Genomic DNA, 15208 nt, shown 5'->3' on the forward strand with positions numbered 1-15208 from the left:
TGGTCAGGCCACACCAACGCTTCCCTGGGCTCCCATGACGCACGCTTCTCATCACTTTACCCTCGCAGACATTGCGCGCCAATTGGGCATTGCCGTCAGCGGTAATGCCCAGCAGCCGATACGCGGCTTGGCGACGCTAAAAGAAGCGCAGCCGGATCAAGTGGCTTTTCTGGCCAATCGTGCCTACCTGAAAGATTTGGCGACGACCAAGGCGGCCGCGGTATTGCTGCACCCTGAGCATGGCAAGCACTGCCCGGTAGCGCGTCTGGAAATCGATAACCCTTACTTGGGCTATGCCAAGCTATCGCAGTTGTTTGACCCACTGCCTGCCCGCGATATCGTCGGTATTCACCCCACCGCCGTCGTGGCGGAAGATGCTCAGCTAGGCGCCGATGTCTGCATTCAAGCTCATGCAGTGATTGAATCAGGCGTGGTGCTGGGCGACCGTGTGGTCATTGGGGCGGGCAGCGTGGTGGGAGCCGATACAATTATCGGCGAAGCAACGCGCCTGCACGCCAATGTCACCCTCTGCCATGGCGTGGTTATCGGTAAACGGGGCATCTTGCAAAGCGGCTGTGTGATTGGCGGCGACGGCTTCGGGTTTGCCCACGATGGCGCTGGCTGGCATAAAATCGCCCAATTGGGGGGCGTAGTGCTTGGCGACGACGTTGAAGTAGGCAGTTGCTCCAGCATCGATCGTGGCGCTTTGGGAGATACGGTGATTGGTGATGACGTCAAAATTGATAGTCAGGTACAAATCGCCCATAACGTCATTATCGGTGACCACAGCGCCTTAGCAGGCTGTGTGGGCATTGCTGGTTCGACCAAGGTCGGTAAGCACTGCATGCTGGGTGGTGGGGTCGGTTTATCCGGTCACCTAACCATTTGCGACGGCGTTCAGGTGACAGGTATGAGCCTTGTCACGAACTCAATCCATGAACCGGGGGTCTACTCATCCGGTACTGGCGCCATGGCTAATGCCCAGTGGCGTAAAAACGCGGTGCGTTTTAAACAGCTTGATGACATCGCTAAGCGCCTGGCTCGATTGGAAAAAAAGCAACGTGAATAGTAACGGCTGCATGACTTTTACCCGCTGCTGGTTTGAGACTAGATAACAGCGGGGTATAATCCACAGCCTTTTAACCAGTGCACGTGCTGGTATTTGCCTGACACTCTTCAGGAGCTGCAGGTTTTTGTTATTTTAGAGGTCGCTACGATGGTTATGGATATCAATGAAATTCGCGAGTACTTGCCCCACCGTTACCCCTTTTTGCTGGTGGATCGAGTAACGCAATTAACCACCGGCGAATCCATCGTTGCGTACAAAAATGTCAGCATTAATGAGCCATTTTTTAACGGCCACTTTCCGCATCACCCGATTATGCCCGGCGTACTGGTGATTGAAGCCCTGGCCCAGGTATGCGGCATTCTCGGTTTTAAAACGGTCAATAAACTGCCTGCCGATGGTTATGTGTACTATCTCGTGGGCAGCGATAAAGTGCGCTTTAAACGCCCGGTAATGCCGGGCGACAAGCTCACCTTAGAGGCCGACGTGATTAGAGGTAAACGGGGTATCTGGAAATTTGCATGCCGTGCCACGGTTGACGGTGAGCTGGCCTGCGAAGCAGAAATTATTTGTGCCGAGAGGAAGGTGGCTTGATACATCCGACTGCACTGGTCGACCCGGCGGCGCGCCTTGCCGACGACGTTGAGGTTGGCCCCTTTAGCATCATTGGCCCCGACGTCACGATCGGCGCGGGCTCCGTGATAGGCCCTCATGTGGTGGTTAAAGGCCCCACCTCGCTAGGCGAACGTACGCGTATCTTTCAGTTTGCCTCGGTAGGTGAAGACTGTCAGGACAAAAAATACGCAGGCGAACCCACGCGGTTAGTGATGGGCGACGATAATGTGGTCCGTGAAGGCGCCACGATTCATCGAGGCACCGTTCAGGATCGCAGCGAAACCACCATTGGTTCGCGCAACCTGTTTATGGCCTACGTGCATGTCGGCCATGACTGCGTGATTGGTAACGACTGCATTTTAGCCAATCAGGTTACCTTGGCGGGCCATGTCACCGTCGGTGATCATGCCATTCTGGGTGGGTTGGCGGCAGTGCATCAGTTCTGTCACTTTGGCGATCACGCCATGGCCGGTGGTGGCTCGATTATCACCAAGGACACACCCGCCTATATCATGATTAATGGCAACCCTGCCGAAGCGCGTGGACTCAACCTAGTGGGCTTAAAGCGCCGCGGCTTTAGCCGCGAAGCAGTTAGCGCCTTAACCACCGCCTATAAAATGGTTTATCGCCAGGGGCTGACTACAGAGCAGGCGCTTGTCGAAATGCGTAGCCGCTTTGATTTGCCCGAGATCGAGCATTTCGCCGCCTCCATTGAGCGTTCTACCCGCGGCATCACCCGTTAACCCATGCTAATCATTTTATGACCCTGCAACGTGTCTATCTCGTGGCTGGGGAACTCTCCGGCGATATCCTCGGCGCTGGGCTGATGCGCGAGCTTAAAGCACGCTACCCTGGCGTCGAGTTTCGTGGCATCGGCGGGCCGCGCATGCAGGCGGAAGGCATGGAGAGCCGCTTCCCTTTAGAGACCCTCGCGGTAATGGGGCTGGTTGAAGTGCTTAAGCATCTCCCCGAACTGATCCGTGTGCGGCGCACCCTAAAAGCCGAAGCGCTGGCCTGGCAGCCGGATATTATGCTCGGCATCGATGCGCCTGATTTCAATTTAGGCCTGGAGCGCCAGCTCCGCGAAACGGGTATTACCACTGCCCATTACGTAAGCCCTTCCGTATGGGCGTGGCGTCAGGGGCGGGTAAAAGGCATCTCTAAATCGGTGGACGGCATGCTGACACTGCTGCCTTTTGAAGCCGCCTTCTATCGCAAACACCGTGTTCCCGTTGCCTTTGTGGGTCACCCTCTGGCCGACGAAATGCCGCTGGAAAATGACCGTATTGCCACCCGTCAGGCGCTGAAGCTGGCGCCGGATAGTCAGGTGTTAGCGCTGCTGCCCGGCTCCCGGGCCAATGAAATTCGCTTTTTGGGTGACACCTTTCTTAACGCTGCCGAACAGCTCTGCCAGCGCCACCCCACGCTGCAAGTGGTGATTCCTGCAGCCACCGCTGATCGCCGCCGGGAAATCAGCGCACTGCTGGCTAGTTACCCGCTGTTGGTGGAGCGTACTGCGCTTTTGGATGGTCAGGCCCGCGAAGCCATGGTGGCGAGCGATGTGGTACTGCTGGCCTCGGGGACCGCCGCGCTGGAAGCCATGTTGTGCCACCGCACCATGCTAGTGGCCTACAAAATGGCCCCAGCCACCCACTGGCTGGCTAAACGAATGGTGAAAACCCAGTGGGTATCGCTACCCAATTTGATTGCCCAGGAGACGCTGGTACCCGAGCTGATTCAAGACGCCGCCTCTCCAGAGGCGATTGCCGACCAGCTCAGCGCTATGTTGGCCGACGAGGCAAGTCGACATGCTTTGGAAACACGCTTTGCCGAGATGCACGCTACGCTCCAGCGTAACGCCAGCCGTCGCGCCGCCGAGGCGATTAACCTGTTGGCCGCGGGTCAGCCGCTGGAGAGTGTTGATGGCCATTGAGCACTGGTTGATCGAGCACAAGGATTTTCCAACGCTGGAAATTGCCTACAGCGGCGAGCGGCTGGCGGGGGTCGATGAAGTAGGCCGAGGGCCGCTGATCGGCAGCGTGGTGGCCGCGGCGGTGATTCTCGACCCCGCTCAGCCGATTGACGGTCTTACCGACTCTAAAAAGTTGACGGCGCGCAGGCGTGAAGCACTGGATACACAAATTCGCGAGCGGGCGCTGGCCTTTGCCGTGGCAGAAGCCAGCGCAGCAGAAGTGGATGCGCTGAATATTTACCACGCCACCCACTTGGCCATGCGTCGAGCCATTGATGCGCTGGCACCGGCGGCGGAATATCTACTCGTGGATGGCAACAAATTACCTGGCCATCTGTTGCCTGGCCAGGCCGTGGTAAAGGGCGATTCACGCCACTGTGCGATTGCCGCGGCGTCGATTTTGGCCAAGGTCGCTCGCGATGCGCAGATGGTCGCCTTGGATGAGTGCTATCCTGAGTATGGTTTTGCGCGCCATAAAGGCTACCCGACCAAAGAGCACCTGACGGCGCTTGCAGCTCACGGGCCACTGGCCGAACATCGTCGTAGCTTCGCGCCTGTGCAGCGTCAGTTGGCGCTGCTTTAACGTATTTTTCTTCACCTAGCGTTTTGCTGAGAGTCTCATGACGGTTCCGTTCGTTCATTTACGTTTGCACAGTGAATATTCCCTGGTCGATGGCTTAGTGAAGCTAAAGTCGCTGGTTAGCACCACGGCTGAACGGGCGATGCCAGCGCTGGCCTTGACCGATGAAACCAACCTGTTCGGCCTGGTGAAGTTCTACAAAGCCGCCCAGGGGGCGGGGTTGAAGCCGATTATTGGCAGCGACTTATGGCTCCATAATCCCCATGACGAGTCCCACCCTTACCGGCTAACGCTGCTGGCGATGAACGATATTGGCTATCGCAACCTGACCGAGTTGATCTCGAAAGGTTGGACGCATGGTCAACGGCAGGGGCGCGCCATTCTCGATAAACAGTGGGTGCTGGAGCAGAGCGAAGGCTTGATTGCGCTTTCCGGCGCGCGGGAGGGTGAGATTGGCCGCCACCTGCTATCTGATCACGAACAGGATGCGCGGGTGCTGCTCGAAGAGTGGCAGGCGGCCTTTCCCGAGCGCTTTTATCTAGAGTTGATTCGCACCGGGCGCCCGCTGGAAGAGGCCTGCGTTCACGCCAGCGTCAAGCTGGCCATTGAAACAGGCACGCCAGTGGTGGCGACCAATGACGTGCGCTTTCTTGAGCGCGAAGATTATTGGGCCCACGAGACCCGCGTCGCCATCGGTGAAGGTAAAGCGCTGGACGACCCACGCCGCGAACGCCGCTACACTGAAGAGCAGTACTTAAAAAGCCCCGACGAGATGGCGGCGCTGTTTGCCGATATCCCCGAAGCGCTGGAAAACAGCGTGATGATCGCCGAGCGCTGCAGCGTGGATGTGCGCCTGGGCGAGATTTTCCTGCCCGAGTTCGGCATTCCCGAAGGGATGACCCAGGATGAGTTCTTCCGCAAAGTATCCCATGACGGTTTAACCGAGCGGTTGGATTTTTTGTTTCCCGCTGAACGCTACCCCCGCGACAGCGAAGAGTACCAGGCGATCGACCAGCGCTACCGCGACCGGCTGGAGTTCGAGCTCAACGTTATTATCCAGATGGGGTTCCCTGGCTACTTCCTGATCGTGATGGACTTCATCCAGTGGGCCAAGGACAACCGCGTACCGGTAGGCCCGGGGCGTGGTTCCGGTGCTGGTTCGCTAGTGGCCTACGCGCAAAAGATCACTGACTTAGACCCGATTGGCTACGACCTGCTGTTCGAGCGCTTTCTTAACCCCGAACGTGTCTCCATGCCCGACTTTGACGTCGACTTCTGCATGGAAAAACGCGACAAGGTGATCGAGTACGTAGCCGAGCGCTACGGGCGCAATGCGGTCTCCCAGATTGTTACTTTTGGCACCATGGCGGCGAAGGCCGTGGTGCGCGACGTCGCCCGTGCCCAAGGCCGTCCGTACTCGCTGGGGGATAAGCTCTCCAAGCTGATTCCCTTTGAAGTAGGCATGACCCTGGCCAAGGCGATTGAGCAGGAACCCGCGCTCAAAGAGTTTATCGGCAACGATGAAGAGGCCGAAGAGATCTGGGAAATGGCGCTCAAGCTTGAGGGCACCACCCGGGGCACCGGCAAGCACGCCGGTGGCGTGGTCATCGCCCCCACCAAACTGACCGATTTCTCACCGCTGCTCTGCGATGAAGATGGCTCCGGCTTGGTGGTACAGTTCGATAAAAACGATATTGAAGAGGCGGGGCTGGTCAAGTTCGACTTCCTGGGCCTGCGGACGCTGACGATTATCGACTGGGCACTAGAGATGGTCGACAAGGTGCGCAGCGTTAACGGCCAGGATCCGCTCAACATCGACAGCATCCCGCTGGACGACGCGCCAACCTTCGAGATGCTCAAGCGCGCTGAAACCACGGCGGTCTTCCAGCTCGAATCCCGCGGCATGAAGGAGCTGATCAAGCGCCTGCTGCCTGACTCCCTGGACGATATGATCGCCCTGGTGGCACTGTTCCGCCCCGGCCCACTGCAGTCGGGCATGGTCGACGACTTTATCAACCGTAAGCACGGCCGGGCCGAAGTCTCTTATCCACACCCGGATTACCAGCACGAGCTGTTGAAACCTGTCTTGGCGCCCACCTACGGCATCATCCTCTACCAAGAGCAGGTCATGCAGATCGCTCAGGTAATGGCAGGCTACAGCCTCGGCCAGGCCGATATGCTGCGCCGTGCCATGGGTAAGAAAAAGCCCGAAGAGATGGCCAAGCAGCGTGACGGCTTTATGGAGGGGTGTGCCGCCAACGGTATCGATAAAGACCTGGCCGGTAACATCTTTGACCTGGTAGAGAAATTCGCCGGTTACGGCTTTAACAAGTCTCACTCGGCTGCCTACGCGCTGGTGTCTTACCAAACTGCGTGGCTGAAAGCCCACTATCCGGGGCCCTTTATGGCCGCCGTTATGTCCACGGAAATGGACAACCTGGATAAAGTGGTGCCGCTGATTGAGGAGTGTCGGAACCTCAAGCTCACCGTAACGCCGCCGAACGTCAACGTCGGTGGTTACAAGTTCACCGTCGATACCGATGCGCGTGTGGTCTATGGGCTAGGCGCAATTCGCGGCGTGGGCGAAGGGCCCATTGGCGCCATTGTCGAAGCCCGCGAGGCAGATGGCCCCTTTAAAGATATCTTCGATTTCTGCCGCCGCATTGATCCCAAGCGGATGAATAAGCGCACCCTGGAGGCGCTGATTCGCTCCGGCGCGCTGGATACCCTAGGCCCCAATCGTGCGGTGCTGTTCGCAGCGATGGAGGACGCGCTAAAAGCCGCTGCCCAAAACCACGCCAATCAGAATCTGGGCATGCTGGATATGTTTGGTGATGCGTTCGCCGCGGCCGATGAAAGTGACGGTGACAGCAACGTTTACGCCGAATACATCAACGCCCGTGAGTGGACCGATCGCGAACGGCTCTCAGGGGAGAAAGATACCCTGGGGCTTTACCTGACAGGGCACCCGATCGACGAGTACGAGCGGGAGCTAAAACGTTTTGTCTCCACGCGGATCAGCGATTTAAAACCTTCTCGCGACCCCCAGCGCGTTGCTGGGCTAGTGGTCGGCGTGCGCACCATGAAGTCAAAGCGTGGTGATACCATGGCGTTTATCACCCTGGATGACCGCACCGGGCGTATTGAAGCTTCGCTGTTTGGGGAGCTATTCGAGCAACTACGCGGTCAGATTGAGGCTGATCAGGTACTCATCGTTGAGGGCGAAGTCTCCAGCGACGAATACTCTGGTGGCCTGCGCCTACGCGGTAAAGACGTTACACCAATGGTGACGGCGCGCATTCGCTACGGCCAAGCCGTGGAACTGGCATTGGACGCGGGGCAGATCAATGGCCGCTTAATTGAAACCCTGCGCGACAGCCTGACGCCGTATCGCGATCAAGAGGGGTTGCCGGTGCGCCTGCAGTACCGCCACCCAGCGGCAGTGGCTTGGCTGGAACTTGCCGATGAGTGGAAAGTCGCACCGAGCGACGACTTACTGCTGGCGCTGCAGGATGTCCAGGGTCAGACAGGCGTACAGCTACGCTATCGATAGCTGACGATACGTCACTAAACTATCGGAAGAGGGCAGGTTGAAGCGAGGGTCTTTCGGCCAGGGCCGGAAAATGTTCCTGACAATTCCGGCATTTCCGCCATCCATGGCGGTCAGATGGCGAAAGTAGCGCCCAAGGATGGGTTCACAGCGCCCTCGCGGAGACCTGCCCTCGTGAGATTGCACTCTGTGCATAAGTGAGCCCACCTTGCGTGGCAGGGTCAGGGTGCGATAATACTTATTTTGATCAGGCTTGTTTTTGACAGGCAGCTTACAGGCAGAGCCGATGAATCCTAATTATCTCGATTTTGAACAGCCGATTGCCGAACTTCAGGCAAAAATTGAGGAGCTGCGTCTAGTCAGCTCCGATAGCCAAGTCAACCTTTCCGACGAGATCGCTCGGCTGGAAGAGAAGAGCCGCAAGCTGACGGAATCGATCTTCAAGGATTTGACTCCCTGGCAGGTTTCCCAGCTATCACGGCACCCTCAGCGTCCCTACACGTTGGACTACCTCGAACACATCTTCACCGACTTTGACGAGCTGCACGGTGATCGCAACTTCGCCGATGATGCCGCGCTGGTAGGTGGCATTGCGCGGTTGAATGATGCACCAGTGATGGTGATTGGCCATCAAAAAGGCCGCGATGTAAAAGAGAAAGTGCGCCGCAACTTCGGTATGCCGCGCCCAGAAGGCTACCGCAAAGCGTGCCGTCTGATGGAGATGGCCGAGCGCTTTAAAATGCCGATCCTGACCTTTATCGATACCCCCGGCGCCTATCCCGGTATCGACGCCGAAGAGCGCGGTCAGTCAGAGGCCATCGCCTATAACCTGGCCGTTATGTCGCGGCTGAAAACACCGATTATCTCCACCGTGGTGGGCGAGGGCGGCTCCGGTGGCGCGCTGGCAATTGGCGTCTGCGACGAACTGCAAATGCTGCAGTATTCGACCTACTCGGTGATCTCACCGGAAGGCTGCGCATCGATCTTATGGAAAAGCGCTGAAAAAGCCTCTGACGCCGCTCAGGCTATGGGCATTACCGCCGAGCGACTGAAAGAGCTGGGTTTCGTCGATTCGCTGATCAAAGAGCCGCTCGGTGGTTCCCACCGTCACCCGCTAACCACTGCTGAGCGGGTCAAAGAGGCGCTTACCGCGAGCTTGGGGCGTCTGCAGTCAATGGACACTGACGCGCTGCTGGAGCGTCGCTACAAGCGTTTAATGAGCTATGGCGCCCCAGCCGCTTAATACGCTGCAACGCTTGCTCAACGACGCCCTGGCGGAAACCCCGCCGGGGCGCTCTATTTGGGTGGCACTCTCAGGTGGTTTGGACTCCTGCCTGCTGCTCGCGTTAGCCGCACGGGCCTGCGAACAAGCAGACCGCCATTTGCGGGCTATCCACATTAACCACGGCCTACAGGCAGCAGCGCAGACGTTCGAGGCGCACTGCCGGGATATGTGTGTGCGTTTGAACGTGCCGCTGACCGTGGTCAATGTGACGGTAGATGCACAAGGTGAAGGCATCGAAGGCGCCGCTCGCAACGCCCGCTATGAGGCTTTTTTGGCCACCATTCCCACTGGCGATACGCTCTGGCTGGCCCAGCACCAGGATGATCAGGCGGAAACCTTTCTGCTCGCCGCTCTGCGCGGCAGCGGGCTACGCGGCCTGGCCGGTATGCCCTATCGCCGGGAGGCCCAAAGTACCACCTTGGTGCGTCCCTGGCTCTCCGTGCACCGAGCTGAACTTGAAGCTGCGGCTGGGCTGCTTGAGTTGCGCTGGTGCGAAGATCCCACCAATCAAGATATTCGCTTTGATCGCAACCGCCTGCGCCATCGAATATTGCCAGCATTGCGCGAGCGCTGGCCCACAGCCGTCGCTGCTTTAGCCAATAGCGCAACCAACGCCGGTGACGCAGATGCGGTGCTTAGCGAGTATTTAGCAGCCGAGCTAAACGAGCTCGTCACCGGAGAAGGGCAGATAGATGCGAGCGCACTTAGTCAGCGCTCCCGTCCCCGCCAGCGGCTGCTGGTGCGTACTCTTTGCCAACAGCAAGGCTTGCCAACACCGCCCCAGAAGCGTTTAGAGAGCCTGCTGGATCAATTGAATGCCAAGGCGGGTGCCGCGGTGTGCGTTGAGTGGCCGGGTGCTCAGGCGCGCCTATGGCGCCAGCGGCTCTATCTGATGGTGCCTTTTGAAGCGTTATCGTCGTGGGAGGTTAGCTGGGATGGTCAAACGCCACTGGAAACGCCTATCGGGCCGCTAGGGTGGCAGGTGGCCTCATTACAAGAGCCGTCTCAACCGCTGAGAGCGACCTGGCGACAAGGTGGGGAGGTTATTCAACTGCCTAAACGAGGGCGGCGCGACCTAAAGCGGTTGCTACAAGAGGCGGATATGCCGCCCTGGGAGCGCCAGCGGCTGGTGGTTATCATGCAGGGTGAGGCGTGTATCGGGGTGGTTTGTCCCCCTGCTCAGCTGTTATGGCAGGCAGAGGGCGTTTGCTTTACACGTCTGACTTCGCCTGCTTAACGATCAGCTTAAAACCGGCGGCTTCCATAAACGCCTGCTCCTGTTCCAGGTCGGTACTCAGCAGGGTGGGTTCATCGCTGGCAGGCAGCGTGATCGTCAAGCTATCGCTGTCAGCGCTTATTTCCGGTAGCGAGGGCGCGGTTTCCGGGCGGGAATGGTTGAGCAAAACGGCTAAACGCAGCAGTCGGGCGAGCTTCTGGGTCGTCTCCTGTTGCGCTTCCGGCAGGGCCTGCCACTCCTTGAGCGGAAATTTACGCCGGTGCGCGCGCACTAAAAACGCCAGTTGGCGCTGTTCAGGGCGTGAAAAACCCGCGAGATCCGAATGCTCCAGCAGGTAGGCGCCGTGGCGATGAAACTGGCTGTGAGAGATCGCCAGGCCGATTTCATGCACGTGGCTAGCCCACTGCAAATAGCGCCCTTGGTCAAGGTTTAGCGACCACGCATGGCGTACCTGCTGAAACAGCCGCTCGGCAGTGTCGGCGACGTTAAGCCCTTGGCGGGTATCAACATCGTAAGTGCGCTGTAGCGACTCCAGGCTTTTCGAGCGCGAGTCTTCGGCGGTATTGCGCCCGGCCATATCGTAGAGCACGCCTTCACGCAGCGCCCCATCGGCAAAACGCATTTGGGTTAAATCAAAGGCTTCAAAAATCGCCCCAAGAATGGCAATCCCCGCCGGGAAAACTTTGGCACGGTCAGCCTTGAGGCCCTCCAGCGCGACTTTATCCAGTTGCTTGCACTTCAGCAGCCGTTCGCGCAGCTTCTTTAAACCGGCGCGAGTGATAACACCCTCGTGGGGCGTATCGCCATAGGCATGCAACACGCTGGCGGCGGCCTTGATCGTGCCGCTGGAGCCGACTGGGTCGTCCCAGCCCAGGCGTTGATAGGGGCGCTGAATGTTGGCGAGCTCTGAAAGAGCGGCGAGCTCGGCGCGGCGCATACGTTTTTCGTTCAACTCGCCGTCGGAGAAGAAGCGTCGGGAAAATGTCACGCAGCCCATGCGCAGGCTCTCCAGCGCTTTGGGCTCAAAAGCTTCACCAATAATGAATTCGGTCGAGCCGCCGCCAATATCGACGATTAATCGGCGGCCATTTTCGGCCAGCGCGTGGGCGGCGCCTAAATAAATCAGCCGAGCCTCTTCGCGGCCGGCGATAATTTCGATGGCGTGGCCTAATTGTGCTTCGGCGCGTTCGATAAATGTTTGGCTATTATCGGCATCGCGTAGCGCATTAGTGCCGACAATGCGCAAATTGGCGTTGGTGATATCGCTTAAAAACGGCGCGAAGCGGCCCAGGCAGTCTAGTGCGCGCTGCATTGACTCTTCGCTGAGCAGGCCATCATCGTCTAAACCCGCGGCGAGCTGCACCTTTTCGCCCAATCGGGCCACCACCTGGAGGCGTTCATGCTGGTAATTGGCCACCAGTAGATGAAAGCTGTTGGAACCCAGGTCTATAGCGGCGAAGCGCTGCGGCGCACCGCTGTCTACCTCAGCGGGAGCGGTGGCAATGGGGAGCGAAATGTCCTTGGGCATGAGCTTTCCTTCGTGTTGGCTGTGCCAAGGTTGCGGCGACCTTTATCTATTGTCAATTGCTAGACACCTAAAGGCTTGCGTTTGTCGCGGCGCTTGACTACCATCGAGCTACTGGCCTGATCTGACCTGGTTAGTTAGCGTGTCCACAAGTACTGCGCAGCTGAGATGAGTCGCTGTTTAGATAAATCATCTTGCATGCGTCGTGCAAGTACGGCACCTTGGTCGCCCCAGACGTTATTCACTGTTTATCCCGTTAGCGTCAGCCAGAATTCCAAGTCGTCAGATAGCCCACTGGTTCAACCACTTTCCTGGGGTAGCCAGATTAAACAAGTGTTAGCACCCTCGAGTTGAGTCTTAATAACAACAAGCAGCAGCGTTGTTAGTTAAGTCCAACGCCGTTCCTTTCATCTTCGAGCGCGTGCCTTTACCGGGGTCTGAACGCATCACACGGCGTCACTTTCACGCCTCCTGTCTTATTCCCGGCGCCTGGCGCCCAGCTTCCATGAGCAACTTTCTAACACACCGATGAATCTCACTGAACTCAAGCAAAAAACCGTTCCCGAGCTCCTCGATATCGCCCGTGAAATGGGTATTGATAACTTGGCCCGTTCGCGCAAGCAGGACATCATTTTCGCCATCCTCAAGAAACACGCCAAAAGTGGCGAGGATATCTATGGCGACGGTGTGCTGGAAATTCTTCAGGATGGCTTCGGCTTCCTGCGTAGCGCTGACAGCTCCTATCTCGCCGGTCCCGACGATATCTACATATCGCCTTCGCAGATCCGCCGTTTCAATCTGCGCAAGGGTGACTCCATTTCCGGCAAAATCCGTCCGCCGAAGGAGGGTGAACGCTACTTCGCCCTGCTGAAGGTCAGTCAAATCAACTTTGACCGTCCGGAAAATGCCAAGCACAAGATCCTGTTTGAGAACTTAACGCCGCTGTTCCCAGACGATCGCATGCGTATGGAGATCGGTAACGGCTCCACGGAAGACCTTACCGCGCGGATCATCGATCTAACCGCGCCGATCGGTAAAGGCCAACGTGGTTTGCTGGTATCGCCGCCCAAGGCGGGTAAAACGCTGATGTTGCAAAACATCGCGACCTCCATCACGCGCAACAACCCAGAGTGTCATCTGATCGTACTGCTGATCGATGAGCGCCCTGAGGAAGTCACCGAAATGTCGCGCACCGTGCGTGGCGAAGTCGTGGCGTCAACCTTTGATGAGCCGCCAGCGCGTCACGTGCAAGTCGCTGAAATGGTTATCGAGAAAGCCAAGCGTTTGGTTGAGCACAAGAAAGACGTGGTCATTCTGCTCGACTCGATTACTCGCTTGGCGCGTGCTTACAACACCGTGGTGCCCAGCTCTGGCAAAGTGCTCACCGGTGGTGTCGATGCCCACGCCCTTGAGAAGCCAAAACGCTTCTTTGGTGCGGCGCGTAATATCGAAGAGGGTGGCAGCCTGACGATTATCGCCACGGCGCTGGTCGATACTGGCTCCAAAATGGACGAAGTCATCTTCGAAGAGTTCAAGGGTACCGGTAACATGGAAGCCCACCTGGATCGCAAGCTGGCTGAGCGTCGTGTATTCCCGGCGATCAATATCCGTCGGAGTGGCACCCGTCGTGAAGACCTGCTGGCTTCTGAGGATGAAATGCAGCGCATGTGGATTTTGCGCAAGCTGCTCAATCCGATGGAAGACACCGCCGCCACTGAATTCCTGATTGACCGTCTGAAAGATACCAAGACCAATCTTGAGTTCTTTGAAGCGATGAAGCGCCGCTAGCTTGTGGTGTAAAAAAGAGCGCCGCTAACGCGGCGCATTCGCCAGCCAGGGAGCGTGCCTTGAAGTACAAAGACTTGCGTGAGTTCATCGCGGCGCTTGAAGCCCAGGGTGAACTCAAGCGTATTCATGTCGAAGTCGATCCTTACCTGGAAATCACCGAAATTTGCGACCGCACGCTGCGTGCCGGTGGCCCGGCGTTGCTGTTTGAAAACGTCAAAGGCCACGACATGCCGCTGTTGGGCAACCTGTTTGGCACCCCTAAACGGGTTGCGCTAGGCATGGGCCAAGAATCGGTAGAAGCGCTCAGAGAAGTGGGTAAGCTGTTGGCGTTTCTCAAAGAGCCTGATCCGCCGAAAGGCTTGAAAGACGCCTGGGACAAGCTGCCGATCTTCAAGCAAGTACTCAGCATGGGGCCGAAAAACGTCAAGCATGCGCCGGTACAGGAAGTGGTCTATGAAGACGACGAAGTCGATCTCGGCCTGCTGCCGATTCAGCACTGCTGGCCTGGCGATGCGGGGCCACTGGTCACCTGGCCACTGGTGATTACTAAAGGGCCGCACAAGAAGCGCCAGAACCTAGGGATTTACCGTCAGCAGAAGATTGGCAAGAACCGCCTGATCATGCGCTGGCTCTCCCATCGTGGCGGCGCGCTGGATTTTCTGGAGTTCCAGAAAGCCCACCCAGGCGAGCCTTTCCCGGTTGCGGTGGCGCTTGGCGCTGACCCGGCGACGATTTTGGGCGCCGTCACCCCCGTGCCGGATTCGCTTTCAGAATACGCCTTTGCGGGCCTACTGCGCGGTTCGCGTACCGAGCTGGTGAAGTGCGGTCATGCGGATCTTGATGTGCCCGCGTCCAGCGAGATTATCCTCGAAGGCTTTATCTATCCCGATGATATGGCGGCGGAAGGCCCCTTTGGTGACCACACCGGTTACTACAATGAGGTCGACCACTTCCCGGTGTTTACCATCACGCGGATGACCATGCGCCGTGATGCGATCTATCACTCGACCTATACGGGACGTCCGCCGGATGAGCCGGCGATTCTCGGTGTGGCGCTGAATGAAGTCTTTGTGCCCATTCTGTGTAAGCAGTTTCCCGAAATCGTCGACTTCTACCTGCCACCGGAAGGCTGCTCTTACCGTATGGCAGTGGTCACCATGAAGAAGCAGTACCCCGGCCACGCCAAGCGCGTGATGATGGGGGTATGGAGCTTTCTGCGTCAGTTTATGTACACCAAGTTTGTGATTGTGCTGGATGACGACGTGGACGCACGCAATTGGGAAGATGTTATCTGGGCGATCACCACCCGGATGGATCCCGCGCGGGATACTGTAATGGTCGAAAATACCCCCATTGATTATCTCGATTTCGCTTCGCCGGTCTCAGGTCTTGGCTCGAAAATGGGGCTTGATGCCACCAATAAGTGGCCAGGAGAAACTGACCGTGAATGGGGCACCCCGATTGTGATGGACGATGCCGTTAAAGCGCGCGTGGATGAACGCTGGGAAGCGCTGGGGATTGGTCTTGAATTGCCGCCCTCTCGCCGCTGAATGCGATGTATCGCTGACCAAATTTGTAAAAAGAGGCTTT

At 57.6% G+C, this 15208-nt stretch carries 11 protein-coding genes; 10 read left to right on the top strand and 1 reads right to left on the bottom strand.

What is annotated here, in order from left to right:
- The first annotated feature begins 34 nt into the window (after positions 1-34).
- The 8 genes from lpxD (at position 35) to tilS (ending at position 10305) form a co-directional block, all read left to right on the top strand.
- Positions 35-1069: a UDP-3-O-(3-hydroxymyristoyl)glucosamine N-acyltransferase gene (gene lpxD / locus YERSI8AC_RS02320; RefSeq protein ID WP_009288490.1), complete on the top strand. Its 1035-nt coding sequence runs from the start codon at positions 35-37 to the stop codon at positions 1067-1069.
- A gap of 147 nt (positions 1070-1216) precedes the next feature.
- On the top strand, positions 1217-1660 hold the full coding sequence (gene fabZ, locus YERSI8AC_RS02325) for a 3-hydroxyacyl-ACP dehydratase FabZ (RefSeq protein ID WP_022520189.1): 444 nt from the start codon (positions 1217-1219) through the stop codon (positions 1658-1660).
- Positions 1657-2424, top strand: a complete 768-nt coding sequence (gene lpxA / locus YERSI8AC_RS02330; RefSeq protein WP_022520188.1) for an acyl-ACP--UDP-N-acetylglucosamine O-acyltransferase — start codon at positions 1657-1659, stop codon at positions 2422-2424. Before fabZ ends, lpxA begins: the two co-directional genes overlap by 4 nt.
- Before the next feature lie 17 nt (positions 2425-2441).
- On the top strand, positions 2442-3614 hold the full coding sequence (gene lpxB, locus YERSI8AC_RS02335) for a lipid-A-disaccharide synthase (RefSeq protein WP_159175996.1): 1173 nt from the start codon (positions 2442-2444) through the stop codon (positions 3612-3614).
- Positions 3604-4236: a ribonuclease HII gene (gene rnhB, locus YERSI8AC_RS02340; protein ID WP_027957771.1), complete on the top strand. Its 633-nt coding sequence runs from the start codon at positions 3604-3606 to the stop codon at positions 4234-4236. The genes lpxB and rnhB overlap by 11 nt, the downstream gene beginning before the upstream one ends.
- A gap of 37 nt (positions 4237-4273) precedes the next feature.
- Entirely contained in the window at positions 4274-7786 is a 3513-nt protein-coding gene (dnaE, locus tag YERSI8AC_RS02345; RefSeq protein WP_138800401.1) for a DNA polymerase III subunit alpha, read from the top strand.
- Positions 7787-8069: 283 nt separating this feature from the next.
- Complete coding sequence (accA, locus tag YERSI8AC_RS02350; protein ID WP_022520184.1) at positions 8070-9026, top strand: acetyl-CoA carboxylase carboxyl transferase subunit alpha; 957 nt, start codon at positions 8070-8072, stop codon at positions 9024-9026.
- Positions 9007-10305, top strand: a complete 1299-nt coding sequence (gene tilS / locus YERSI8AC_RS02355) for a tRNA lysidine(34) synthetase TilS (RefSeq protein WP_138800402.1) — start codon at positions 9007-9009, stop codon at positions 10303-10305. The genes accA and tilS overlap by 20 nt, the downstream gene beginning before the upstream one ends.
- Here tilS and ppx read toward each other — a convergent pair.
- Positions 10280-11833 (bottom strand): exopolyphosphatase, encoded by a 1554-nt coding sequence (gene ppx / locus YERSI8AC_RS02360; RefSeq protein ID WP_022520182.1) that lies wholly within the window; start codon positions 11831-11833, stop codon positions 10280-10282. The two genes, tilS and ppx, sit on opposite strands and share 26 nt — an antisense overlap.
- Positions 11834-12358: 525 nt before the next feature.
- Between ppx and rho the strand changes: the two genes are divergently transcribed.
- Both rho and ubiD read left to right on the top strand, forming a co-directional pair.
- Positions 12359-13618, top strand: coding sequence for a transcription termination factor Rho (rho, locus tag YERSI8AC_RS02365; protein ID WP_007111700.1), 1260 nt, complete (start codon positions 12359-12361; stop codon positions 13616-13618).
- Positions 13619-13677: 59 nt separating this feature from the next.
- Positions 13678-15168: a 4-hydroxy-3-polyprenylbenzoate decarboxylase gene (ubiD, locus tag YERSI8AC_RS02370; protein ID WP_009288495.1), complete on the top strand. Its 1491-nt coding sequence runs from the start codon at positions 13678-13680 to the stop codon at positions 15166-15168.
- Positions 15169-15208 lie beyond the last annotated feature (40 nt).

The organism is Halomonas sp. 113 (genome assembly GCF_904067645.1).
Classification (GTDB): Bacteria; Pseudomonadota; Gammaproteobacteria; order Pseudomonadales; family Halomonadaceae; genus Vreelandella; species Vreelandella titanicae.